16 protein-coding genes and 1 riboswitch are annotated in these 23,816 nt (G+C 72.1%); of the genes, 10 read left to right on the forward strand and 6 right to left on the reverse strand.

Annotated elements, in window-relative coordinates:
* Positions 1-45 precede the first annotated feature (45 nt).
* Positions 46-1,545 carry an aminotransferase class I/II-fold pyridoxal phosphate-dependent enzyme gene (locus LZ495_RS16410; RefSeq protein ID WP_235052952.1) on the forward strand — a complete coding sequence of 500 codons (1,500 nt, stop codon included), beginning with the start codon at positions 46-48 and terminating at the stop codon, positions 1,543-1,545.
* A gap of 71 nt (positions 1,546-1,616) precedes the next feature.
* Here LZ495_RS16410 and LZ495_RS16415 read toward each other — a convergent pair whose 3' ends face one another.
* The gene (locus LZ495_RS16415; protein ID WP_235052953.1) at positions 1,617-2,222 is read right to left on the reverse strand and encodes a hemerythrin domain-containing protein; all 606 of its coding nucleotides are present in this window, start codon (positions 2,220-2,222) and stop codon (positions 1,617-1,619) included.
* Between the two features lie 352 nt (positions 2,223-2,574).
* On the opposite strand from LZ495_RS16415, the gene LZ495_RS16420 reads away from it, so the two are divergent.
* Entirely contained in the window at positions 2,575-2,913 is a 339-nt protein-coding gene (locus LZ495_RS16420) for a helix-turn-helix transcriptional regulator (RefSeq protein WP_235052954.1), read from the forward strand.
* A gap of 16 nt (positions 2,914-2,929) precedes the next feature.
* Entirely contained in the window at positions 2,930-3,334 is a 405-nt protein-coding gene (locus LZ495_RS16425; RefSeq protein WP_235052955.1) for a hypothetical protein, read from the forward strand.
* A 303-nt stretch (positions 3,335-3,637) separates the two neighbouring features.
* Here the strand turns inward: LZ495_RS16425 and LZ495_RS16430 are convergent, their stop codons facing one another.
* Positions 3,638-4,714 (reverse strand): carbon-nitrogen hydrolase family protein, encoded by a 1,077-nt coding sequence (locus LZ495_RS16430; RefSeq protein WP_235052956.1) that lies wholly within the window; start codon positions 4,712-4,714, stop codon positions 3,638-3,640.
* A gap of 194 nt (positions 4,715-4,908) precedes the next feature.
* Between LZ495_RS16430 and LZ495_RS16435 the strand changes: the two genes are divergently transcribed.
* From LZ495_RS16435 to LZ495_RS16460, 6 genes are all read left to right on the forward strand, one after another.
* Entirely contained in the window at positions 4,909-6,159 is a 1,251-nt protein-coding gene (locus LZ495_RS16435) for a carbohydrate kinase (protein ID WP_235052957.1), read from the forward strand.
* Complete coding sequence (locus LZ495_RS16440; protein WP_235052958.1) at positions 6,156-7,085, forward strand: pseudouridine-5'-phosphate glycosidase; 930 nt, start codon at positions 6,156-6,158, stop codon at positions 7,083-7,085. Before LZ495_RS16435 ends, LZ495_RS16440 begins: the two co-directional genes overlap by 4 nt.
* 149 nt (positions 7,086-7,234) lie before the next feature.
* A riboswitch (S-adenosyl-L-homocysteine riboswitch) is annotated at positions 7,235-7,310 on the forward strand.
* A 17-nt stretch (positions 7,311-7,327) separates the two neighbouring features.
* On the forward strand, positions 7,328-11,011 hold the full coding sequence (metH, locus tag LZ495_RS16445; RefSeq protein ID WP_235052959.1) for a methionine synthase: 3,684 nt from the start codon (positions 7,328-7,330) through the stop codon (positions 11,009-11,011).
* 90 nt (positions 11,012-11,101) lie between these two features.
* Complete coding sequence (locus LZ495_RS16450; protein WP_235052960.1) at positions 11,102-11,731, forward strand: cysteine hydrolase family protein; 630 nt, start codon at positions 11,102-11,104, stop codon at positions 11,729-11,731.
* A gap of 10 nt (positions 11,732-11,741) precedes the next feature.
* Positions 11,742-12,665, forward strand: a complete 924-nt coding sequence (locus tag LZ495_RS16455) for a GlxA family transcriptional regulator (protein WP_235052961.1) — start codon at positions 11,742-11,744, stop codon at positions 12,663-12,665.
* 73 nt (positions 12,666-12,738) lie between these two features.
* Positions 12,739-13,065: a VOC family protein gene (locus LZ495_RS16460; protein WP_235052962.1), complete on the forward strand. Its 327-nt coding sequence runs from the start codon at positions 12,739-12,741 to the stop codon at positions 13,063-13,065.
* Positions 13,066-13,385: 320 nt separating this feature from the next.
* On the opposite strand, the gene LZ495_RS16465 is transcribed toward LZ495_RS16460, so the two are convergent.
* The 4 genes from LZ495_RS16465 to LZ495_RS16480 form a co-directional block, all read right to left on the reverse strand.
* The gene (locus LZ495_RS16465; protein ID WP_235052963.1) at positions 13,386-14,573 is read right to left on the reverse strand and encodes an ROK family protein; all 1,188 of its coding nucleotides are present in this window, start codon (positions 14,571-14,573) and stop codon (positions 13,386-13,388) included.
* Positions 14,574-14,623: 50 nt separating this feature from the next.
* Positions 14,624-15,880: a sugar ABC transporter permease gene (locus LZ495_RS16470; protein ID WP_235052964.1), complete on the reverse strand. Its 1,257-nt coding sequence runs from the start codon at positions 15,878-15,880 to the stop codon at positions 14,624-14,626.
* Positions 15,877-16,725 (reverse strand): ATP-binding cassette domain-containing protein, encoded by an 849-nt coding sequence (locus tag LZ495_RS16475; protein ID WP_235052965.1) that lies wholly within the window; start codon positions 16,723-16,725, stop codon positions 15,877-15,879. The genes LZ495_RS16470 and LZ495_RS16475 overlap by 4 nt, the downstream gene beginning before the upstream one ends.
* A 109-nt stretch (positions 16,726-16,834) precedes the next feature.
* Positions 16,835-17,923, reverse strand: coding sequence for a sugar ABC transporter substrate-binding protein (locus LZ495_RS16480; RefSeq protein ID WP_235052966.1), 1,089 nt, complete (start codon positions 17,921-17,923; stop codon positions 16,835-16,837).
* Positions 17,924-18,273: 350 nt separating this feature from the next.
* On the opposite strand from LZ495_RS16480, the gene LZ495_RS16485 reads away from it, so the two are divergent.
* On the forward strand, positions 18,274-23,748 hold the full coding sequence (locus LZ495_RS16485; protein WP_235052967.1) for an ATP-binding protein: 5,475 nt from the start codon (positions 18,274-18,276) through the stop codon (positions 23,746-23,748).
* The last annotated feature ends 68 nt before the right edge of the window (positions 23,749-23,816 follow it).

Here is a 23,816-nt window from a genome sequence, read left to right on the forward strand (position 1 = left end):
CGTACGAAGACCATCTCCGGGTAGCCGCGCGCCATGAAGACGCGCATGAACCACTCGCGAGCTCCGGTCCTCGACGCGCTCGCCGCCTACCACCGCCGCGGATTCGTGCCCTTCACACCACCCGGGCACAAGCAGGGCCGCGGCACCGATCCCCGCGTCCGCGAGGTGCTGGGCTCCGACGTGTTCGGCGCGGACGTCCTGGCCGTGGCCGGACTCGACGACCGCACCGCGTCCGGCCGGGTCCTGGAGCGCGCCGAGGCCCTCATGGCCGACGCGGTCCGCGCCGACCGGGCCTTCTTCACCACCTGCGGCAGCAGCCTGTCCGTCAAGAGCGCCATGCTCGCGGTCGCCCGCCCGCACCAGAAGCTGCTGATCTCGCGGGACGCGCACAAGTCCGTGGTCTCCGGCCTTGTCCTGAGCGGCATACGCCCGTGCTGGATCGACCCGAGCTGGGACGCCGAGCTCCACCTGGCCCACCCGCCCGGGCCCGAGGCGTATGCCGCGGCGCTGGCCGCCGACCCGGACGCCGTCGGCGCCCTGGTGACGAGCCCCACCCCGTACGGCACCTGCGCCGATCTGGCCGGGATCGCCGAAGTGTGCCACCGCCACGGCGTACCGGTGATCGTCGACGAAGCCTGGGGAGCGCACCTGCCGTTCCACCCCGAGCTGCCGACGTGGGCGATGGACGCGGGCGCGGACGTGTGCGTGACCAGCGTGCACAAGATGGGCGGCGGCCTGGAGCAAGGGTCGGTCTTCCACCAGCAAGGCGACCGCGTCGACCCCGCGCACCTTGCCGCATGCGCCGACCTCCTCGGTACCACCAGCCCCAACGTCCTGATCTTCGCGGCGATGGACGGGTGGCGCCGGCAGATGGCGGAGCGCGGCGAACGCCTGCTCTCCGACGCCCTGTCCCTCGCCGCCCGGGTCCGCAGCGAACTGGGCCAGATCCCGGGGCTGCACGTGGACGGCACCGAATTCCTCGGACCGGGCCTGGCCTACGCACTCGATCCGCTGCAGGTCGTCGTCGACGTCTCGGCCCTGGACATCACCGGCTACGCCGCCGCCGACTGGCTCCGCGACCACCACCGGATCAACCTGCACGTGTGCGACCACCGGCGGATCAGCGCCCAACTCTCGTACGCCGACAACGACGCCACCGCGCAGGTCTTGACGACCGCGCTGCGTGCGCTGCCCGAACACGCCACCGGCCTGGCCAAGGCGTCCTTGCCGGTGGCCGTCCCCGATCCGGCGGAACTGCGCCTGGAGACCGCGATGCTGCCGCGCGACGCGTTCTTCGCCGACACCGAGCAGGTCCCGGCCGCCAAGGCCGCCGGGCGCATCGCCGCCCAGATGATCACGCCGTACCCGCCGGGCATCCCCGTCGCGGTCCCGGGCGAACGCCTCACCGCCGAGGTACTCGACTACCTGCAGTCCGGCGTGCGCTCCGGCATGGTCCTGCCGGACGCCGACACGGGCACCTCCGCAGAAGGGAACGAGCAAGACGCCGACGCAGCCGAACTCCGCACCATCCGCGTGGTCGCCTGACGGGACCGATCCCTCAGCCCCGGGCCGCCGCGGCCGGACCCCTCAGCCCCCGGCCGCCGCGGCCGGACCCCTCAGCCCTGGCCGCCCCGCCCGGAGAGGAAGTCGCGGACCCGGTCGACCAGGCCGACGCCGGGGGCGACGATCTTGCTGCCCACCGGGTTGTCCGGTACAGCCGGATGCGGGCGCGTCGGTGCGGACTTCTTCGCCTGCCGGGTCTTGACGCCGAGATCCGCCAGGATCCCGTGTTCGCAGACCCGCAACAGGGCCGGGAACAAAGTGTGTTCCTGGTCCTCGGCGTGCACCCGGATCTCGTCGGCGAGCTGCCCGGACAGGTCACCGAAGTGCGCGTCGGTCGGCTCGCTCTGCTCCAGATCCTTCAGCAGCTCCTCGACGCGCCGGGACCGGCCGATGCCCGCATCGGCGAACTCGTGCCCGCCGGTGAGGTATTCGCGCGCAGCCGGGAACAGATACTGCTCCTCGGCCGCGGCGTGCGCGACCAGTGCAGCCGTCAGCCGGTCCGCCACCACGCGCCGTGAAGCGCCGTCCTCCGCCCTCTCCGGACGCGACAACTCCTTCGACAGGCAGGCAAGTTCCCGGTGGTCGGCGATCAACTCCGCGACGATGTCGGGTTCGGCTTCGGGATCGACGATGCCGGGTTCGGCCTCAGGACCGGACATGTGCACTTCCTCCTTCGGTCACCGCGCCAACGGCGCGCCGCAGCCCCGCGGATCCGGGGGGCGGATCCGCGGGGCTTGGCCGTGCGCCGGCCGGCCGGACTTGCCCGATCCGCGCGACCGGCCGGCGCTGCCGGTGCCGCTACCCCGCCCGGCGTCCGCGACACCAGGCAGCAGCGCGGTACCGCGGACTTGCCGTGGCGCGCATCGACGCCGTACTGCGGGCGCGCCTCGGCAGTCCGAAGGACAACGGTCAATAGCTGCCTGACGATTCATGAATCACATCGCTGTAATAAAGTACCTGCATCAACTTGCTGTGCTGGAATGCATGAACCGGCGAGCCTACGATGGGTCGATGGGTGAAGACGGCGCAGGACCCCGGAGTACGTGGACATTCCTGACCCATCACGCGCGGGTCCTCGGTGCGGTGGCCGCCGAGCCGGAGATTCGCGTGCGGGAGATCGCCGCGCAATGCGAACTGACCGACCGAGCCGTCCAGTCCATCCTGTCCGACCTCGAACAAGCCGGGTATCTCACCCGGACGCGCGTCGGACGCCGCACCATGTACCAGGTCCTGACCGGCACCGAGCTGCGCCACCCGGGGCAAGCTGGCATGCCCATCGAGGACCTGCTCGCCCTGCTCCGCTTCGAGTCGGGGGCGGCAGGCCGTCCGGCGCCCCCGCGGCACCCCTGAGCGAGAAGGGCACGTGATGGACGTTCCGCCGGCCGAACTCGGCGAAGCCTGCGCCTATTGCCACGCCCGCCCCGGCCCCGGTTCCGGCCGGCGCTCGGCGGCCACGCCGACCGGTACGCACTGGCACGATCCCGACTGCCCGGCCCTTGCCGAGCAGTGGGACGACGTGGAGGCCGGTGCCGAGCGCGGCGCCGTCTCCGCGCGGGACGCCTGGGCCCTGCACACCGTCCAGGCGGTACGCGACCTGCTGCGCAACGGAGGACCGCCCCCCGACCCGGCCACCGCCGCGCTGGCCGACGTGATCGACCACCACCTCGAAGGCCTCGGGCAGCACTCGTGCCTCCTGGCCGACGCGATCCCCGGCGTCCTCGCCCGGCACTTTCCCGTTCCCGCACCGCCACCCGACCCCGACGCCGGGTAGCGGCCGCGGAGCGCTTCCCCGGCATATCCGAGTACGCGTACTCATGTCCGGCGGTGCCCGCGGCACTTGGCTGGACGCCGACCGGCCGTGCGGGCCGGGGTGCGCGGCGACAGGGGGAGGCCGGGATGTACGTACGCGAAGGCTCGTGGGCGGCGGTCCTCGTCGGCTGGGGGGACTCACAGAGTGCCCGTGCTGCAGGGACCCCCTGCAGCACGGGAATCAGCGGCATCCACGGGAGCCCCGGCACCGACGCCTCCGACACCCCCGATGGCTCCGGTGCCTTCGGTGCCTTCGAAGCCCCGCTCAGTCCTCCGGCGTCAGCAGCGGCGGCGGTGCCTCCGCATCGATCCGCGGCGCAGCGCCCGGTGCGCCCGGTGCGGGGACTGCGGGCGACGCGGGCCCGGGCGCTGCCGCCCCGCCGTGCGTGGTCAGCCACGGGTTCGTGCTGACGTCGACCCGCAGGTCGAAGACGTCCGGGCGGGAGTACTGCCCGACGATGTCGATGAAGGACTTCGCGGCGAGGATGTCGTTCAGGTCGAGGTCCGCGTAGACGATGCCCTCCTCGTGCGCCGACAGCTGCTTGGCCATGTCCATCCCGGTGGGGTGGAAGATCCGGGCGAAGCCGCCGCCCTCGCCGATGAGTCCGCGCTGCACCGGGTCCTCGCCGGCGATCGCGTCCAGGGCGCTCTGCGAGGTGACCTGCGTGGCGCACAGCACGAACGAGCCGGTCTCGATGGCGTGCAGGCGCGTGGCCGCCTCGTTCGGCTCGATGCGGCCCAGGTAGAGCCCGTCCGGCCGGGTGGACGCGAAGCTGGGCCAGCTCGCGACGTGGATCTGCTCGTGCAGGGCGGCGAGAGTGAAGCGCTCCAGGGGCTGGAAGTGCTCCCAGCAGTTCAGCGCGCCGATCCGGCCGATCCGGGACGGCCACACCTGCAGGTCGCTGCCGTTCCCGTCGCCGAAGATGCCGCGCTCGACGTGCGTCGGCTTGAGCTTGCGCCGGTTGCCGACCAGGTTGCCGCGGTCGTCGACGAACATCTGGGACATGTACGCGCTCGACCCGGCGATCTCGACGTAGCCCATGACGACGTGGATCCCGTGGTCCCGGGCCGCGGCCATGATGCGGCGCATGCGGGCGTCGCCCAGCTGCATGCCGTTGGCGAGGTAGCGCTTCACACGCCCGGCCGCGCTGGTCTGGTCGGTGACCCAGAGCTGCCACGGGTACCCCGGCACGAAGATCTCCGGGAACGCGATCAGGTCCGCGCCATGCCGCGCGGCCTCCGCGATCAGGTCGATGCTCTTGCCGATGGTGGCGTCCGCGTCGAACCACACGGGCTCGGCCTGCACTGCGGCCGCTTTGATCCGGATGTCGTAGTCGATCATCAAGCTGCCCCCTCTCCATCGGCACCCGCGCGCCGGGGGATCCGGCACCGGGTGTGCCAGCGAGCCTATGAGGCGAACGCCCTTACCGGTACGGGCCTTTGGTGTGCCTTCGGGAGGCCGGTGCAGAGCCGTCCGAGGGAGAGGCCGCGCGGCAGGGTTGCATAGATATGTAAAGACTCTTTAGTCTCCTAAGTATGGCGCTGACAGAGAGGGAGCGGGAGGTCGTCGACCTGCTGCGCAGTGACCCCCGGCTCGCCCCGGGAGAGATCGCCGAACGCCTGGGCACGACCCGCGCGGCGATCAACGTCCATCTGTCCAACCTCACCCGCAAAGGCGTGGTCCTCGGGCGCGGCTACATCCTCAGCGAGGAGCCGTGTGTCGTGGTCGTGGGCGGCGCCAACCTGGACATCAAGGCGCGCAGCGCCGCCACCGCGATCCTCGGCACCAGCAACCCGGGCTCGGGGGCCATGGCGGCCGGCGGCGTGGGCCGCAACATCGCGGAGAACCTCGCCCGGCTCGGCACCCCCACCTACCTGATCGCCGCGGTGGGCGACGACCCGATGGGCGAACGCCTGCTCGCCGACACCGCCGCGGCCGGCGTACGCCTCGACCACATGCACCGCAGCAAGCACCCGACCGGGACGTACACCGCAGTCCTCGACACCGGCGGCGAGTTGGTCCTGGCCGTGGCGGACATGACCGCCACCCAGTACCTGCTTCCCGAACACCTCGGCCCGCTGCGCGAGTTGCTCGCCCACGCCGGGCTGCTGGTGCTGGACGGCAACCTGTCCGCCCCGACCGCGTCGCACGCCCTGGACCTCGGGCTCGCGGCCGGCGTGCCGATCCTCCTGGAGCCGGTGAGCGTGCCCAAGGCCGCCGCGCTGGCCCCGCTCATCACCGCGGACCGGCCCCTGTACGCGGTCACCCCGAACCGCGAAGAGCTCACCGCGCTCACCGGCCTGCCCAGCGGCACCGACGAGGAACTGATCGCTGCGGCAGGCGACTTGCACGAGCGCGGCGTCCAGCATGTGTGGGTCCGGCTCGGCGCCCGCGGGAGCCTGCTGAGCAGCCGGGACGAAGGCCACGTCGTCGTCCCCGCCCTGCCCGCCGCCGTCGAGGACGTCACCGGCGCCGGGGACGCGATGCTCGCCGCCTTCGCCCACGCCCTGCTGGCCGGGCACTCCGCCCGCGACGCGGTAGGCCACGGCACCGCCGCCGCGGCGCTGACCATCGAGAGCGCGCACACCGTCCGCCCGGACCTCTCGCCGCGGCTGCTCGCACAGGCCCTCGCCGAGCGCGCCGCGCCGGCCGGCGCCGGCGATGCGGCCGGCGACCGCACGACCGCGAAGGCAAACCCCAAGACGAGCCCCAAGACGAGCCCCAAGACGAGCACCAAGACGAGCCCCGCGAAGGGCACCACGACGAGCACCAGGAGCACGACATGACCCGCACGCCCCAGCCCCACCCCGACCTCGTCCTGACCGAGGAAGTCCGGGACGCCCTGGCGGCCGGCCGGCCCGTCGTCGCGCTGGAGAGCACGATCATCAGCCACGGCATGCCGTACCCGCAGAGCGTCGCCATGGCCACCGAGGTCGAGGACATCATCCGCGGCCACGGCGTGGTGCCGGCCACCATCGCGGTGCTCGACGGGCGCGCGTGCATCGGCCTCACCCCGGAGAACCTCGAGCTCCTGGCCACCAGCAAGGACGTCGCCAAGGCCAGCGTGCGCGACCTGCCGTACGTCATGGCCTGCGGCGGCCACGGCGCGACCACCGTGGCGGCCACCATGCGGCTCGCCGCGCTGGCCGGCATCCGGGTCTTCGTCACCGGCGGCCTCGGCGGCGTGCACCGCGGCGCCCCGGAGAGCTTCGACATCAGCGCCGACCTGTCCGAGCTGACGCTCAGCGACGTCGCCGTGGTCAGCGCCGGGGTCAAGAGCATCCTGGACATCGGCCTGACCCTGGAGCACCTGGAGACCGGCGGCGTCCCGGTGATCGCCTACGGCACCGACGAATTCCCGGCGTTCTTCTCGCGCAGCAGCGGCTTCAAGGCCCCGATGCGGGCCGACACGCCGGAAGAGATCGCGGCCATGATGCGCATCAAGTGGGCGCTCGGCATCACCGGCGGCCTCAACATCGCCAATCCGGTCCCGGCCGCCGACGAGATCCCGGTGGAGAAGATCTCCGCGATCATCGACCAGGCCCTGGCCGACATGGACGCACTCGGCGTCAAGGGCAAGGACGCCACGCCCTACCTGCTCGGCCGCATCGTCGAGATCAGCGGCGGCGCGAGCCTGGCCGCCAACATCGCGCTGGTGAAGAACAACGCCCACCTGGGCGCGCGGATCGCCGCCGCGTACGCAGCGGGCTGAGGCCCGGAGCGCGCACGGCGGACCGGACGCGGCATGTCGGGTGCCGCAGGCCGGTGCCGCGCGGCGGCGCAGCGAGCCCGTGGCTCGTTGCCGCCGCCGCGCGGCACCGGTGAGCCACCCGCGCCCCGGCGGGCGATAGAGTCGTGCGGACGGCCGAGAGGCGCTGCAACGGGTTCCGGCCCGCCACGCTCGGACGTCCGCGACGAACAAGGGCGCCTCCCGACTCATTGGGAGGTGCGTTCGTGGGCGCGTCGTCCGAAATCTCCGCAGGTACCCCGTCCGGCAGCCGGCGGGTCTCGTCCGAGGCCGCGCTGCGCGACCTGCTGGCGCAGCGCGTGGTCGTGCTCGACGGCGCGTGGGGCACGATGCTCCAGGGCGCGCAGCTGACGCCCGCGGACTACCGCGGCTCGCTGATCGGCGCGGACCACCCCAAGGACGTCACCGGCGACCCGGACCTGCTCAACCTCACGCGGCCCGACATCGTCCTCGACGTGCACCGCCAATACCTGGCCGCGGGTGCGGACATCACCACCACGAACACCTTCACCGCCACCAGCGTCGGGCAGGCCGACTACGGTCTCGAAGGCCTGGTCCGCGAGATGAACGTGGCCGGTGCGCAGCTCGCCCGGCAGGCCGCCGACGAGGTCGGCGGCCGCTTCGTGGCCGGCTCGGTCGGGCCGCTCAACGTCACCCTGTCGCTGTCCCCGAAGGTCGAGGACCCGGCGTACCGGGCGGTGACGTACGACCAGGTCTTCGCCTCGTACGCCGAGCAGTTCGCGGCGCTCCGGGACGGCGGCGTCGACCTGTTCCTCATCGAGACGATCTTCGACACGCTCAACGCCAAGGCGGCCGTGTCGGCCGCGCGCGAGGTGGCCCCGGAGATCCCGCTGTGGATCTCGGTCACCATCGTCGACCTGAGCGGCCGCACGCTGTCCGGGCAGACCGTCGAGGCCTTCTGGAACTCCGTCGAGCACGCCGACCCGCTGGTCGTCGGCGTCAACTGCTCGCTGGGCGCCGACGAGATCCGCCCGCACCTCGCCGACCTGGCCCGCCTGGCCGGCACGCACGTGGCCTGCCACCCCAACGCCGGTCTGCCGAACGCGTTCGGCGGCTACGACCAGACCCCCGAGGAAACCGGGCGCCTGCTCGGCGAGTTCGCCGCATCCGGCATGGCCAACATCGTCGGCGGCTGCTGCGGCACCACCCCCGCGCACATCGCCAAGGTCGCCGAGGCGGTCGCCGGACTGCCCGCGCGCCCGCTCCCCGAGCCCGCCCCGGCCTCCCGGTTCAGCGGCCTCGAACCCTTCGCGATCGGCCCGGACACCGGGTTCGTGATGATCGGCGAGCGCACCAACGTCACCGGCTCGGCGAAGTTCCGCAAGCTCATCGAGGGCAACGACCACCAGGCCGCGGTCGACGTCGCGCTCGAACAGGTGCGCGGCGGAGCGAACCTGCTCGACGTCAACATGGACGCCGACCTGCTCGACAGCGAGCAGGCCATGACCACCTTCCTCAACCTGATCGCCACCGAACCCGAGGTGGCGCGCATCCCGATCATGGTGGACAGCTCGCGCTGGAGCGTCCTCGAGGCCGGGCTCAAGTGCGTGCAGGGCAAGGGCGTCGTCAACTCGATCAGCCTCAAGGAAGGCGAGGAGCCGTTCCTCGCGCAGGCCCGGAAGATCAAGGCGTACGGCGCGGGCGTCGTGGTCATGGCCTTCGACGAGGAGGGCCAGGCCGACACCACCGAGCGCAAAGTCGCCATCTGCGCTCGCGCGTACGACCTGCTCACGCAGCAGGCCGGGATCGCGGCCGAGGACATCATCTTCGACCCGAACGTCCTCGCGGTGGCCACCGGCATCGCCGAACACAACGGCTACGCCAAGGCGTTCATCGACGCGCTGCCGCTCATCAAGGAGCGCTGCCCGGGCGCCAGGACCAGCGGCGGCATCTCGAACCTGTCCTTCTCGTTCCGCGGCAACGACGTCATCCGCGAGGCGATGCACTCGGCGTTCCTTTTCCACGCCGTCGCGGCCGGCCTCGACATGGGCATCGTCAACGCCGGGCAGCTCGCGGTCTACCAGGACATCCCCGCCGACCTGCTGGAACTGGTCGAGGACGTCATCTTCGACCGGCGCCCGGACGCCACCGACCGGCTCGTCGCCTTCGCCGGGACCGTCACCGGATCCGGCACCCGCCGCGAGGTCGACCTCTCGTGGCGCGAGGCGCCGGTCGCCGAACGCCTCGGCCACGCCCTCGTGCACGGCATCGTCGACTTCATCGAGGCGGACACCGAGGAAGCCCGGCAGCAGGCGGCGCGGCCCCTCGACGTCATCGAGGGCCCGCTCATGGACGGCATGAAGATCGTCGGCGACCTGTTCGGGTCCGGCAAGATGTTCCTGCCCCAGGTGGTCAAGAGCGCCCGCGTCATGAAGCGCTCGGTCGCCTACCTGGAGCCGTACATCGAGGCCGCCAAGGCCGAGGACCCCGACGCCGGCTCCGGCACCGCCCGCGGCAACGGCAAGGTGGTGCTCGCCACCGTCAAGGGCGACGTGCACGACATCGGCAAGAACATCGTCGGCGTGGTGCTGGGCTGCAACAACTACGAGGTCGTCGACCTCGGCGTCATGGTGCCCGCGGCGACCATCCTGGACACCGCGGTCGCCGAAGGAGCGGACGCCGTCGGGCTGTCCGGCCTCATCACCCCGTCGCTGGACGAAATGGTCGCGGTGGCCGCCGAGATGGAGCGCCGCGGCCTCAAGATCCCGCTGCTCATCGGCGGCGCGACCACCTCGCGCCAGCACACCGCGGTCCGCATCGCGCCCGCGTACCAGGGCACCACCGTGCACGTCCTGGACGCCTCGCGCGTCGTCGGCGTCGTCTCCGACCTGCTGGACGAGGACCGCGCCGAGGCACTGGACGCCGACAACCGGGCCGAGCAGGCCCGGCTCCGCGAGATGCACGAGACCCGGCAGAAGCAGCCGCTGCTCACCCTGGACCAGGCCCGCGCCAACCCCGAGCGCGTGGACTTCGCCGACCTGCCGGTGCCCGCGTTCACCGGCCTGCGCGCGGTCCGCCCGGAACTCGCCGAGCTGCGCGCCATGATCGACTGGCAGTTCTTCTTCCTCGCCTGGGAGCTCAAGGGCAAGTACCCCGCGATCCTCGACCAGCCCGCCGCGCGCGAGCTGTTCGACGAGGGCAACGCGCTGCTCGACGAGATCGTCGCGAAGGACCTCTTCCAGGCGCACGGCGTGTACGGGTTCTGGCCCGCGCACTCCGAAGGCGACGACATCGTCCTCGAGGGCGCAGGCTCGGGCGAAGGCCCGGACGGGAACGCCCGGTTCCCGATGCTGCGGCAGCAGACCGCCAAGCCGGAGAGCCGCGCCAACCGCTGCCTCGCCGACTACATTGCCCCGGCCGGCGACCACCTCGGCGGCTTCGCGGTGTCCATCCAGGGCGCCGAGGAACTGGCCGCGGCATACGAGGCGGACAACGACGACTACAAGGCCATCATGGTCAAGGCGCTCGCCGACCGCCTCGCCGAGGCCTTCGCCGAGTACATCCACCTCAAGGCCCGCCGCGACTGGTTCGAACCGGACGCCGACCCCGACCTGGCCGACCTGCACGCCGAGCGGTTCCGCGGCATCCGGCCCGCCCTCGGCTACCCGGCCAGCCCCGACCACACCCTCAAGAAGGAGCTCTTCGAGCTGCTCGGCGCCGCGGACATCGGCATGGGCCTGACCACGTCGTACGCCATGACCCCGGCCGCGGCGGTCAGCGGGCTGATCTTCGCGCACCCCGACGCGAAGTACTTCACCGTGGGCCGCATCAACCTCGACCAGACCGAGGACTACGCCCGGCGCCGCGGCCTGACGCTCGCCGAGACCGAGGCGTGGCTGCGGCCCAACCTCGCGTACGACCCGCGCTGAGCGACGTCCGGTCCCGGTGACCGGATCGATCCGCCCCCGGACCCGATGCGGCCTGTCCGCCCGGGTCCGGGGCGGGCCATCCTCGTCACCATGAACCGTGCACTGATCGTCGTCGACGTCCAAGAGTCCTTCCGGCAGACCGCCCGCTGGGAGACCATCTCCGCACCGGACATCGCGGACCGCGTCAACCGCCTGGTGCGCCTGGCCCGGGAGGCCGGCGACCTGGTCGTGTGGGTGCTGCACGCCGAGCCCGGCAGCGGCGACGAGTTCGACCCCGCGCTCGGCAAGGTGAAGCTCTTCGGCGAACTGGAGCGCCGCAACACCGACCCGGTCGTGTACAAGAACTCGCACAACGCCTTCACCACCACGAACCTCCAGCAGCTCCTGACCATGCACGCCGTCTACGCGGTGACCATCTGCGGCATCCGGACCGAGCAGTGCGTGGAGACGACCACGCGCGTCGCGAGCGACTTCGGGTACCCGGTCACCTTCGTCGTCGATGCGACCGCCACCAACCCGATCCCGCACCGGGACCTGCCCGCGGACGCGAGCACCGCCGAGATCCTCGCCGACCCGCGCACCCTGGGCGCCGAGCAGGTGATCGAACGGACCGTCTACGCCCTGGCCGGGCGCTTCGCGACGATCGCCACGGTCGCGGAGCTGGAGGCCGAGGCGGCTGCGGAGGCGTCCGCAGAGGTGCCGGCCGTCGCCGGGGCATAATGACCGGATCGTGAACCGCGTCGTCTTCTTCCTGGTGCCCGGCATCCACATCCTCGACCTCGCCGGCCCCGCACAGGCGTTCTTCGAGGCGGGCTTCTTCGGGCACCCGTACGAACTGCGGTACGTCGCGGAACGGGCCGAGGTGCCCACCGCCCAGGGCGTCCCGGTACACGCCGGGACGTCCTGGCCGGACGACCTCGGCGCGGACGACCTGATCGTGGTACCCGGCTGGCATGTCCGGTCCCTCGCCGAAAGCCCGCCGGTGGCCGCCGAGAACCTGGACGTGCTGCGCGCCCACCACGCGCGCGGCGGCACGGTGGCCAGCGTGTGCGCGGGTGCCGACCTGCTCGGCCGGGCGGGCCTGCTGGACGGGCGGCGCTGCACCAGCCACCACGACGTGCAGGAAGAACTCGCGCGCCGCCACCCCAAGGCCGTCGTCGTCCGGGACGTGCTCTTCACCTCCGACGACCGCGTGGTCACCTCCGCGGGCATCGCCAGCGGCATCGACCTCGCCCTGCACCTGCTGGCCGCCCGGCACGGACCGGCCCTCGCCGCGCAGGTCGCCCGCGACATGGTCGTCTACGCCCGCCGCAACGGCCACGAACCGCAGGCCAGCGCGATGCTGCGGCACCGCGCGCACCTCGACGACGTCGTGCACCGCGTACAAGACCTCCTGGACGCCGACTTCGCCCGGCCGCTGCCGCTCCCGGAACTCGCCGCCCACGCGGGGGTCAGCGAACGCACCCTGACCCGGCTCTTCGCCCGGGCCACCGGCGGGCTGACCCCGCTGCGCTACCAGCAGGCACTGCGGGTGGAACGCGCCGAGCACCTCATCGCGCACGGCGCCACGGTCGACGCGGCGGCGCGGTCGGTCGGCTTCGAGGACGCCCGCATGCTGCGCAAGCTCCGGGCCCGTTCGTCTGATCCGTCCTGAATCGGGGGCATTGGTCCGGCTCCGAATGGGTACCCATGCCGGATCCCCGTCGCCTTCGAGGAGGAACGCACCCATGAGCCCGACGATCCGCAGCGTCGTCATTCCGGTGGCCGACCTGGACGCCGCCAAGCCGATCTACAACGCTCTGCTCGGCGATCCGCACACCGACACGCCGTACTACGTGGGCTACAACGTGGACGGCTTCGAGGTCGCCCTGAACACGCAGGGCGGCGACGGGCCGGTGGCGTACGTCGACGTCGACGACCTCGATGCCGCCCGCACGGCGCTGCTGGCCGCGGGGGCGGTCGAGCGCACGCCGGCCGCGGAGGTCGCCCCGGGCGTGCGTATCTCCGTGCTGGCCGACAAGGACGGCAACCCGATCGGCCTGCGCGGGAAGTAGCAAGCAGTACGCAGGAGCAGGAGCAGGAGCAGGAGCAGGAGCAGGAGCAGGAGGGGGGAGCCGGCACTCGGCTCCCCCCCCGGACCACCTTCGCGCGGCTGGCCGCCCGACTCACCCTCGCGCGACCCACCCTGCGCCCACCTCACCCTCGCGCGATCCACCCTGCGCCCACCTCGCGCGATCCTCCCGCGTCCAACTCACCCCGCGTCCAACTCACCCCGCGCCCACCTCACCCCGCGCCCACCTCACCCTCGCGCGGCTCACTTTGCCCAACTCTCATCCTCACCCCGCCCGCGTGCGCTCGGCTGTCGGTGCGCGGTTCAGGCCGAACTGGTCTCGATGGGGTTGTCGAACAGCCCCGCGAACGCCAGTTCCGCGGCGCCGTGCAGCGGGGCGTCGTCGGCCAGCAGCGCGGTGCGCAGCCGCAGGTGCTCGCGGTGGGTGGCCAGCGCGGTGCTGTTGATACGGCTGCGGACCTGGGCCGCGGTGGCCGGATAGACCATGCGCAGCGTCCCGCCGAACACCACGATGCGCGGGTTGAGCAGGTTCACCAGGTTGGCCACGCCGACGCCCAGCCAGTCGCCGACCGTGCGCAGGCCTTCCTCGGCGTCCTTGTCGCCGCGCGCTGCCGCGTCCACCGCGGCGTGCACCGATTCGCGGCCGAGGGGGCCGCCGCGCCGGGCGGCGCGCAGCAGGGCGCGCTCGCCGATCTCGGTCTCCCAGCAGCCGTACGAACCGCACGGGCACTCGCGGCCGTTCGGGTTCACCATCATGTGGCCGATCTCGGCCGCGAAGCCGTCCGCGCCGGTGAGCCGCCGGCCGCCGGCGATGATCCCGCCGCCGATGCCGACGTCGCCGTGGATGTAGACGACGTCGTCGTACCCGGCCGCCGCGCCGCGGGTGTGCTCGCCGAGCGCGCCGAGGTCGCCGTCGTTGCCGATCACCACGTGCCGGCCCGCGGCGGCGGACAGCCGGGCGCCGAACGGCTCGGCGTTCCAGCCGATGTTGGGGCCGTAGCGCAGTTCGCCGCCGTCCCGGGCGACGACTGCGGGGACCGCGGCCGCGGCGCCGACGCAGCGCGCCTCCGGTGCCGCGGCCTCGCCGAGGCGGGCGGCGAACTCGGCCAGCCGGTCCACGGTTTCGTCGATGCTGAACTGCCCGCCGGGCCGTTCGATCTCGCGGCGGTCCAGGATCACCCCGCCGAGCCCGACGCGGGCCGCGACCAGGCGGTCCACGCCGACGCCGAAGGCCAGCACGTACACCCGCTGGGAGCGGACCTTGACCACGAGCGAGGGCCGGCCGCGGCCGGCCGCCGGGTCGCGGGGCTGCTCCTCCAGGATCAGCCCGGCTTCGGTGAGGTCCGCGGTCAGCGCGCCGATCGTGCTGCGGTTCAGGCCCATGCCCGCGGTCAACTGCGCCCGGGTGACCGGGCCGTGGACGTGGACGCGGCGGAGCAACGCGCCGAGGTTCTGCCGGCGGATGTCCTCTTGAGTGGGTGCTGCTCGCATGCGGCTGTGGTCCTGTCCCTTCCTCCCTGAGCCCGGGCCGGCCCCGGAACTCACCGGAGACCGGAGGCCTCGGCCCGCTTCCGAGACAGTGCGTCGACCCCGGCGGCGAGGAGCAGAACAGACCCGGTGACAATATATTTGACGCCGGACGAGTACCCCATCAGTCCCATGCCGTTGTCGATCACGGCGACCACCGCACCGCCGAGTACCGCGTCCACCACCCGGCCTTTGCCGCCGAACAGGCTGGTGCCGCCGATGACCGCGGCGCCCACGGCGTAGAGCAGGACGTTGCTGCCGCCGCTGTTCGGGTCCACCGAATTGGCGCGCGAGGCGGCCACGATGCCGCCCACCGCGGCCAGGCCCGAGCAGATCACGAACGCCGAGATCCGCACCCGGTCGACGTCGATGCCGGCCCGGCGGGCCGCCTCGCGGTTGCCGCCGACCGCGTACAGGCTCAGCCCGAAGGCGGTGCGGCGCAGCAGGAACGTGCCGGCCACCAGTAGGACGACGACGATCGGCACCACGATCGGCACGCCGCGCAGCGAGGCGACTGCGGCGTTGCGGCTGCGCTCCAGGTTGAGCGCGTAGACGCCGGCGCCGACCAGGACCGCGAGTGCGCCGACGCGCAGCGCGGTGACCGCCATGGGGGCGGTGGCCAGGCCGCGGCGCGAGCGGTTGAGGGTGCGGGTGAACTGGATCGCCGCGTAGCCGCCGACCGCGACCGCGGCGAGCAGCCAGCCGAGCCACGGGGTGACGTTCTTGCCGGCGATGGCCAGGATCGTGCTGTCGTGCACGGAGACGTTCTCGCCGTCCCGGACGATCTTGAGCAGCACGCCCTGGAAGGCGAGGAACGCGCCGAGTGTCACCACGAAGGACGGGATGTCGAGCTTGGCGACGAGGAGTCCGATGGCCAGGCCGATCACCACGCCGGTGAGCAGCGCGGCGCCGACCGCGAGGTACCAGGGGGTGCCGTGCCGGTCCATCAGGACGGCGGCGACCGCCGCGCAGACGCCGCTGGCGAAGCCGGCCGAGAGGTCGATCTCGCCGATCACCAGGACGAAGATCAGGCCCATCGCGATGATGGTGACCGCGGCGCCCTGGTTGAACAGGTTCGCGAAGTTGCCCGAGGTCAGGAAGCGCGGCCGCATGATCGCGAACGCCGTGCACAGCACGGTGAGGCCGAGCAGTGCGGGCAGCACGCCCATGTCGCCGCCGCGCAGCCGGCCGACGTATTGGCGGAAGTGGTCGGCCACCGGGGCGAGCGCGGACTCGCGCCAGCCGGTCCGGGACAGGGCGCCGGTGGTCATGCGGGCTCTCCGTTCGGCTGGGTGCTGCGGTCGGACGGGTCGGTGCCGCGGCGGAGCGTGCGGCCGCGGCCGGTGGTGATCAGTTCGACGACCTGGGAGTGCGTCACGTCCGAGGTGCTGACCTGAGCGGTCATGCGGCCGAGGTAGAGGACGGCGATGCGGTCGGCGACCGCGAACACGTCGTTCATGTTGTGCGAGATGAGCACGACGGCGAGGCCCTTGTCGGCCAATCGGCGTACCAGTTCCAGGACTTGCGCGGTCTGCGCGACGCCGAGCGCGGCGGTGGGCTCGTCGAGGATGACGACTTTGCTGTTCCACAGCACGGCCTTGGCGATGGCCACGGTCTGGCGCTGGCCGCCGGACAGGCTCGCGACGCGCTGCCGGACCGAGGCGACGGTGCGCACCGACAGGCTCGCGAGCGTCTCGGCGGCGAGCTGCTCCATGGTGATCTCGTCGAGCATCATGTGCCGGGTGGCCTCGCGGCCGAGGAACATGTTCTGGACGATGTCGAGGTTGTCGCACAGCGCGAGGTCCTGGTAGACGATCTCGACGCCGAGTTCGGCAGCGGCGCGCGGGCTGTCCACCTTCACCGGCTCGCCCTCGAACAGGTAACTGCCGGAGTCGGTCGGGTGGATGCCGCCGATGCACTTGACGAGGGTGGACTTGCCCGCGCCGTTGTCGCCGACCAGGGCGGTCACCTCGCCGGCCCGGATGGTCAGGTCGACGTCGCGCAGGACGTGCACGGGGCCGAAGCTCTTGTTGACACCGCGGAGTTCGAGGACCGGAGGGGCGCCGGTCCGGTCGGACTGCGCGTACCCCTCGGATGTCGGGGAAGCTGGGGACACTGCGGACCCTCCTGGCGGGGCCGCCCCCGGCCCGGTGCCGCTGCCGACGGTGGTCGGGCGGAACCGGGCCGCGGTGCGGCGTGATGGAGCCGGCCGGCGGGAAAGCCGGTCAGTTGATGCCGACTTCGGCGCACTTGGCGGCGAAGTCCCCGGTGCACAATTCCTGCTTGGTGACGTACCCGTCGTTGACGACGTCCTTGACGTTCGCCTTGAAGATGCTCTGCGCTTCAAGGAGCACGGACGGCACGTCGCGCTTGCCCTCCGGGTCGTACACCTTGTCCGGGGCGGCCGGGGTCTCCTTCTTGGCGAGCGCGATGGCGAGCTTGGCCAGCGCGTCGGCCTCCTGCTTGATCGGCTTGTACACGGTCATGCACTGGTCGCCGACCAGGACGTTCTGCAGGCCCTGCGTGGTGGCGTCCTGGCCGGTGACCGGGACCTTGCCGTTGAGCTTCTGCTTGCGCAGCGCGGCGATGGCGGCGTTGGCGAGGCCGTCGTTCGCGGCCGCGACACCGGCGATGTCCGGCTTCTGCACGAGCATCTGCTCGAAGATCGTGCCGGCTTCGGTGTTGTCCCACTTGGGCACCGACTGGTCCGGGCCCTTCACGTACTCGCCCGAGTCGTACTTGGGCTTGAGGACGCTGTCGTAGCCGTCCTTGAACAGCTTGGCGTTGTTGTCGGTCGGGCCGCCGTTGAGCTCGGCGACCACCGGCTTGCTCGCCTTCATGTCGGCGAGGCACTTGACCAGGCCGTCGCCGATGCGCTGCCCGACCTTCACGTTGTCGAAGCTGACGTAGTACTGCGCGCCGCCCCCGAGGGTGAGGCGGTCGTAGTCGATCGTCGCGACGCCCTGCGACTTGGCCTTGTCCAGGACCGCCTTGCCGGTGCCGCTGTCCAGGTTCACGATCACCAGGACGTCGACGCCGTTGGTGATCATCTGGTCGGCGATGGTCTGGAACTGGGTCTTGTCGTCCTGGGCGTTCTGGATGTCGAATTCGACGCCGGCCGCTTTGAACGCCTCGGTGAGGTACTTGCGGTCCGCCGTCTCCCAGCGAGCCGAGGTCTTGCTGTCCGGGAGGATGACGCCGATCTTCGGGGTCTTCCCGCTGCCGGTGCCGTCGTCGGAGTCGTCGCCGCAGGCGGTGACGGTGGCCGAGGTGGCGGCCAGCAGGAGGGCTACGGCCAGGGTTCTCTTGCGCATGATGCAACGTCCCTTCGGGGCCTGCCGGGTTTATGTTGGCGGAGACAACGTATTGATCGCCTCCCGGCTTGACTAGACCTTTGTGGGTACCAACTGAAAGGTCGATGCCTTAAGTTGTTGGCAACATCAAATGATGGCGCGGGATGCGATGGCAGGGTCGGGGAGTCGGCCCCGCGGCGCGGCCGCGGTGCACGCTTTGTAGGATCCCTACAAAACTGCGGGCGAGGATCGCGAGGCGGACCGCATTGGTCCGGACCGGGGTGATCAAGCAGGGTGGAGAGGATCCAGGCGACGTACCGCGACGCGGGCGTCGCCTGTTGTGCGAGGTCAGGGTCTGGGAGGAACAGCCGGTGTTCAGTCGTATCGCCATCGTCAACCGTGGTGAGGCTGCCATGCGGCTCATCTACGCGGTGCAGGATCTCGCCGCGGAGACCGGCGCGCGGATCGAGACGGTCGCCCTGTACACCGACGCGGACAAGGACGCCACGTTCGTCCGCGAGGCCGACATCGCCTACCCGCTGGGCCCGGCCTCGGCTCGCCCGTACCTGGACCACGCGGTCCTGGAGCGCGCCCTCGTCGCGACCGGCGCGGACGCCGCCTGGGTCGGCTGGGGCTTCGTCGCCGAGGACCCCGCCTTCGCCGAGCTGTGCGACCGCATCGGCGTCACCTTCGTCGGCCCGAGCGCCGAGGCCATGCGCCGGCTCGGCGACAAGATCGGCGCCAAGCTGATCGCCGAAGAGGTCGGCGTCCCGGTCGCGCCGTGGAGCCGCGGCGAGGTCGCCACCCTGGACGAGGCGCTCGCCGCGGGCGACGCGATCGGCTACCCGCTCATGCTCAAGGCCACCGCGGGCGGCGGCGGCCGCGGCATCCGCATGGTGGCCTCCGGCGCCGACCTGGCCGACGCGTACGAGCGCACCAGCCAGGAGGCGCTGCGCGCGTTCGGCTCGGGCGTCGTCTTCCTGGAGCGCCTGGTCACCGGCGCCCGGCACGTCGAGGTCCAGGTCATCGCGGACGGCCAGGGCACCGCATGGGCGCTCGGCGTCCGGGACTGCTCGGTGCAGCGCCGCAACCAGAAGATCATCGAGGAGTCCGCCTCCCCGGTGCTCGCCGCCGAGCAGACCGCCGAACTCAAGGCGTCCGCCGAGCGGCTCGCCCTCGCGGTCGGCTACCGCGGTGCCTGCACCGTCGAGTTCCTGTACCACCCCGGCGAGAAGCTCTTCGCGTTCCTCGAGGTCAACACGCGTCTGCAGGTCGAACACCCGATCACCGAACTCACCACCGGCACCGACCTCGTCCGGCTCCAGCTGCACGTGGCCGGCGGCGGCCGCCTGGAGGGCGAGCGCCCGGCCGAGGCCGGGCACGCCGTCGAGGCCCGCCTCAACGCCGAGGACCCGGACCGCGACTTCGCGCCGTCCCCGGGCCGCATCACGCGCCTGGTCCTGCCCACCGGCCCCGGCATCCGGGTCGACACCGGCGTCAGCGAGGGCGACACCATCCCCGCCGACTTCGACTCGATGATCGCCAAGGTCATCGCATACGGCCGGGACCGCGACGAGGCGCTCGGCCGGCTGCGCCGCGCGATGGCGCAGACCACCGTCGTCATCGAAGGCGGCGCCACCAACAAGAGCTTCGTCCTCGACCTGCTCGACCAGCCTGAGGTCGTCGGGGCCACCGCGGACACCGGCTGGATCGACCGGGTCCGCGCCGAAGGCCGGCTCGTCGCGCAGCGGCACTCCGCGGTGGCGCTGGCCGCCGCGGCGATCGAGGCGTACGAGGAAGAAGAGCGCGTCGAGCAGCAGCGGCTGCTGTCCACCGCGTCCGGCGGCCGCCCGCAGGTGCAGCACGAGAGCGGCCGGCCGCTCGACCTCAAGCTGCGCGGCGTCGGCTACCGCGTCCGCGTCGCCCGCATCGGCGCCCGCCGCTTCCGGGTCGGCATCGAGGCCGGCGAGGACAAGCGCGTCGCCGACGTCGAGCTCGAGCGCTTCGACCGGCACACCGGGCGGATCTCCGTCAACGGCGCCCGCTTCCGGCTGCTCACCGACACGCACGGACCGATCCACCTCGTCGAGGTCGACGGCGTCACGCACCGCGTCGGCCGCGACGAGGGCGGCGTCGTCCGCTCCCCGGCCCCCGCGCTCGTGGTCGCCACGCCGCTCGCGGTCGGCGCCGAGGTCGAGGCCGGCGCACCGGTGCTCGTCCTGGAGAGCATGAAGATGGAGACGGTGCTGCGCGCACCGTTCAAGGCCCGGCTCAAGGAGTGCTCGGTCACCGTCGGCAGCCAGGTCGAGACCGGGGCGCCGCTGCTCCGCCTCGAACCGATCGGCGACGCGGACGAGGACACCGTCGTCGAGACCGTCGAACTCGACCTTCCGGCCGCGAACGGCATCGCCCCGCCCGCCGCCCGCGCCGCCCGCGCGCTGGAGGACCTGCGCAGCCTGCTGCTCGGCTACGACGTCGACCCGCACGACGAACTCCGCGTCCTCGACGAGTACTTCGCGGCCCGCGCGGAGACCGCCGGCGACTTCGCGGTGGACACCGGCACGCTCACCGCCGAACTCGAACTCGTCGGCCTCTTCGCCGACCTCGCCGAACTGAGCCGCAACCGGCCGGCCGGCGAGGACGGCACCGGGCACGCGTTCAGCGCCCGCGAGCACTTCCACGCGTACCTGCAGAGCCTCGACGTCGACCGGGCCGCGCTGCCCGCGTCCTTCCAGGCCAAGCTCGCCAAGGCGCTCGAGCACTACGGCGTGACCGACCTGACCCGCTCGCCGGAGCTGGAAGCCGCGGTCTTCCGCATCTTCCTGGCCCAGCAGCGCGCCGCCGCCGACACCGCGGTCGTCGCCCGCGTGCTGCGCACCTGGATGCGCGAGCTGCCGCCCGGCGACGCCCTGCGCGAGCCGGTCGGCCTGGTACTGGAACGCCTGGTCGCGGCCACCCAGGTCCGCTTCCCGGTGGTCGCCGACCTCGCCCTCGGCGTGGTCTTCGCGTGGATCGGCCAGCCGCTGCTGCGCCGCAACCGCGCCCGCGTCTACGCCGGCGTGCGCAAGCACCTGCGGCACCTCGACGCGCACCCGGACGCCCCGGACCGCGCCGAGCGCGTGGCCGAAATGGTGCGCAGCACCGAGCCCCTCGTCCGGCTCCTCGGCCAGCGCCTCAACCGCAACGCCCCGGACAACACCACCATGCTGGAGGTGCTGACCCGGCGGTACTACGGCAACAAGGGCCTCACCGAGGTGCGCACCGCCGACGTCGAGGGCTGCACCTTCGTCATCGCGCAGCGCGCCGACTCGTCCGTGGTCTCGGCCGCGGTCGACTTCGAGGACTTCGGCAGCGCGCTGCGCGGCCTCGGCGAACTCGCCGGCCGCGAGGGCGCCGCCGTGGACGCGGACATCTACCTCGCGTGGGAGAACCAGCCCAAGGACTCCGCGGACGCGGCCGCCGCGCTGCACGAGGTCGTCGCCGCGTACCCGCTGCCCGAAAGCGTCCGCCGGGTCACCGCGACCGTGGCGGGCAGCGGCGGTGCGGTCATGCACCACCACTTCACCTTCCGGCCCTCGGACGCCGGGATGACCGAGGAACGCCTCATCCGCGGCCTGCACCCGTACATCGCGCAGCGCATGCAGATGGAGCGGCTCGACGCGTTCGACCTCACCCGGCTGCCGTCCTCGGACGAAGAGGTCTACCTCTTCCAATGCGTGGCCCGGGAGAACCCGGCGGACGACCGCTTCGTGGCCTTCGCGCAGATCCGCGACCTGACCGAACTGCGCGACCACGACGGCCGCCTGGTCGCGCTGCCGACCGCCGAGGACACCCTGGCGGCGTGCCTGGACTCGCTGCGGCGCGTGCAGTCGCAGCGGCCGTCCAAGAACCGCTTCAACACCAACCGCATCGTGCTGTACGTGTGGCCGGCCAGCGAGATCAGCAGCACCGAGATGGCGATGCTGGCCGCGCGCATCCGGCCCACCACCGCGGGCGCCGGGCTCGAGGAGATCCTGTTCATCGCGCGGCAGCGCGACAAGGAGACCGGCGAGCTGGCCAAGACCGCGGTGCGCATCACGTACGACCCGTCCGGCCACGCCGAACTGACCATCGGCGTACCGTCCGACGAGCCGGTCGCACCGCTGGACGGCTACCGGCAGAAGGTGCTGCGCGCAGCCGCCCGCAACACCGTCTACCCGTACGAACTCACCGGCATGCTGGGCGAGTTCACCGAGTACGACCTCGACGCCGAGCACAAGCTCGTGCCCGCGGACCGGCCCAAGGGCAAGAACACCGCGGCGATCGTCGCCGGCGTCGTGCGCACCACGACCCCGCGCCACCCGCAGGGCGTCACCCGCGTGGTCCTGCTCGGCGACCCCACCAAGTCGCTAGGCGCGCTCTCCGAGCCCGAGTGCCGGCGCGTGATCGCCGCACTCGACCTCGCCGAGAGCATGAAGGTGCCGCTGGAGTGGTACGCCCTCTCCTCCGGCGCCCGGATCTCGATGGACTCCGGCACCGAGAACATGGACTGGGTCGCCGCGGCGCTCAAGCGCATCGTCGAGTTCACCCAGGACGGCGGCGAGATCAACGTCGTGGTCGCGGGCATCAACGTCGGCGCCCAGCCGTACTGGAACGCCGAGGCCACCATGCTCATGCACACCAAGGGCGTGCTGATCATGACCCCCGACTCGGCGATGGTGCTCACCGGCAAGCAGTCGCTCGACTTCTCCGGCGGCGTCTCGGCCGAGGACAACTTCGGCATCGGCGGCTACGACCGCGTCATGGGCCCCAACGGCCAGGCGCAGTACTGGGCCCCGGACCTCCTCTCGGCGCGCGACGTGCTCATGGCGCACTACGACCACACGTACGTCGAGCCCGGCGAGTACGCCCCGCGCAAGGCCGAGACCACAGACCCGGTCGACCGCGACGTCTCGCCCTTCCCGCACACCCTCGCGGACAGCGGCTTCAGCACCGTCGGCCAGATCTTCTCGGCCGAGCACAACCCGGACCGCAAGAAGCCGTTCGACATCCGCACCGTCATGCGCGCGGTCTCCGACCAGGACCACCCCGTCCTGGAGCGCTGGGCGGGCATGGCCGACGCCGACACCTCGGTCGTCCAGGACGTCCACATCGGCGGCTGGCCGGTCTGCCTCGTCGGCATCGAGTCCCGCGCGGTGCCCCGCCGCGGCTTTCCGCCCACCGACGGCCCGGACACCTACACCGCGGGCACGCTCTTCCCGCAGTCGTCCAAGAAGACCGCCCGCGCCATCAACTCCGCCTCGGGCAACCGCCCGCTGGTCGTCCTCGCCAACCTCTCCGGCTTCGACGGCTCACCCGAGTCGATGCGCAAGCTCCAGTTGGAGTACGGCGCCGAAATCGGCCGCGCCATCGTCAACTTCGACGGCCCGATCGTCTTCGTCGTCATCTCCCGCTACCACGGCGGCGCCTTCGTGGTCTTCTCCAAGGCCCTCAACCCCAACATGACGGTCCTCGCCCTCGAAGGCTCCTTCGCCTCCGTCCTTGGCGGCGCCCCGGCCGCAGCGGTCGTCTTCTCCGCCGAGGTCAACAAGCGCACCGCCAACGACCCCCGCGTCACCGCCCTCCAGGAACTGGCCTCCGCCGCCACCGGCCCGGAACGCGCCACCCACCACGCCCGCCTCGTCGAGGCCCAGGCCGGCGTCCGCGCCGAAAAGCTCGGCGAGGTCGCCGCGGAGTTCGACCGCATCCACAGCATCCACCGCGCCGTCGAGGTCGGCTCCGTGGACGCCGTCATCGCCACCAACGAACTCCGCCCCCGCATCATCGAATCCATCGAATCCGGCCTCAAGTACTGGCACGCCGACTAATCCCTCCGGGACCGACCCACCGCAGCGCCGCCGCCCCACCGGGCCGCGGCGCTGCTGCGTACGCGAGG

It is taken from the genome of Yinghuangia soli (genome assembly GCF_021502675.1).
In the GTDB taxonomy this organism is placed as follows: Bacteria; Actinomycetota; Actinomycetes; order Streptomycetales; family Streptomycetaceae; genus Yinghuangia; species Yinghuangia soli.

What these genes read in the sequence shown, in the direction of transcription:
- LZ495_RS16410 (WP_235052952.1), top strand. Translation starts at nt 46, where the DNA reads ATGAACCACTCGCGAGCTCCGGTCCTCGACGCGCTCGCCGCCTACCAC.
- LZ495_RS16415 (WP_235052953.1), bottom strand. Translation starts at nt 2,222, where the DNA reads ATGTCCGGTCCTGAGGCCGAACCCGGCATCGTCGATCCCGAAGCCGAA.
- LZ495_RS16420 (WP_235052954.1), top strand. Translation starts at nt 2,575, where the DNA reads ATGGGTGAAGACGGCGCAGGACCCCGGAGTACGTGGACATTCCTGACC.
- LZ495_RS16425 (WP_235052955.1), top strand. Translation starts at nt 2,930, where the DNA reads ATGGACGTTCCGCCGGCCGAACTCGGCGAAGCCTGCGCCTATTGCCAC.
- LZ495_RS16430 (WP_235052956.1), bottom strand. Translation starts at nt 4,714, where the DNA reads ATGATCGACTACGACATCCGGATCAAAGCGGCCGCAGTGCAGGCCGAG.
- LZ495_RS16435 (WP_235052957.1), top strand. Translation starts at nt 4,909, where the DNA reads ATGGCGCTGACAGAGAGGGAGCGGGAGGTCGTCGACCTGCTGCGCAGT.
- LZ495_RS16440 (WP_235052958.1), top strand. Translation starts at nt 6,156, where the DNA reads ATGACCCGCACGCCCCAGCCCCACCCCGACCTCGTCCTGACCGAGGAA.
- LZ495_RS16450 (WP_235052960.1), top strand. Translation starts at nt 11,102, where the DNA reads ATGAACCGTGCACTGATCGTCGTCGACGTCCAAGAGTCCTTCCGGCAG.
- LZ495_RS16460 (WP_235052962.1), top strand. Translation starts at nt 12,739, where the DNA reads ATGAGCCCGACGATCCGCAGCGTCGTCATTCCGGTGGCCGACCTGGAC.
- LZ495_RS16465 (WP_235052963.1), bottom strand. Translation starts at nt 14,573, where the DNA reads ATGCGAGCAGCACCCACTCAAGAGGACATCCGCCGGCAGAACCTCGGC.
- LZ495_RS16470 (WP_235052964.1), bottom strand. Translation starts at nt 15,880, where the DNA reads ATGACCACCGGCGCCCTGTCCCGGACCGGCTGGCGCGAGTCCGCGCTC.
- LZ495_RS16480 (WP_235052966.1), bottom strand. Translation starts at nt 17,923, where the DNA reads ATGCGCAAGAGAACCCTGGCCGTAGCCCTCCTGCTGGCCGCCACCTCG.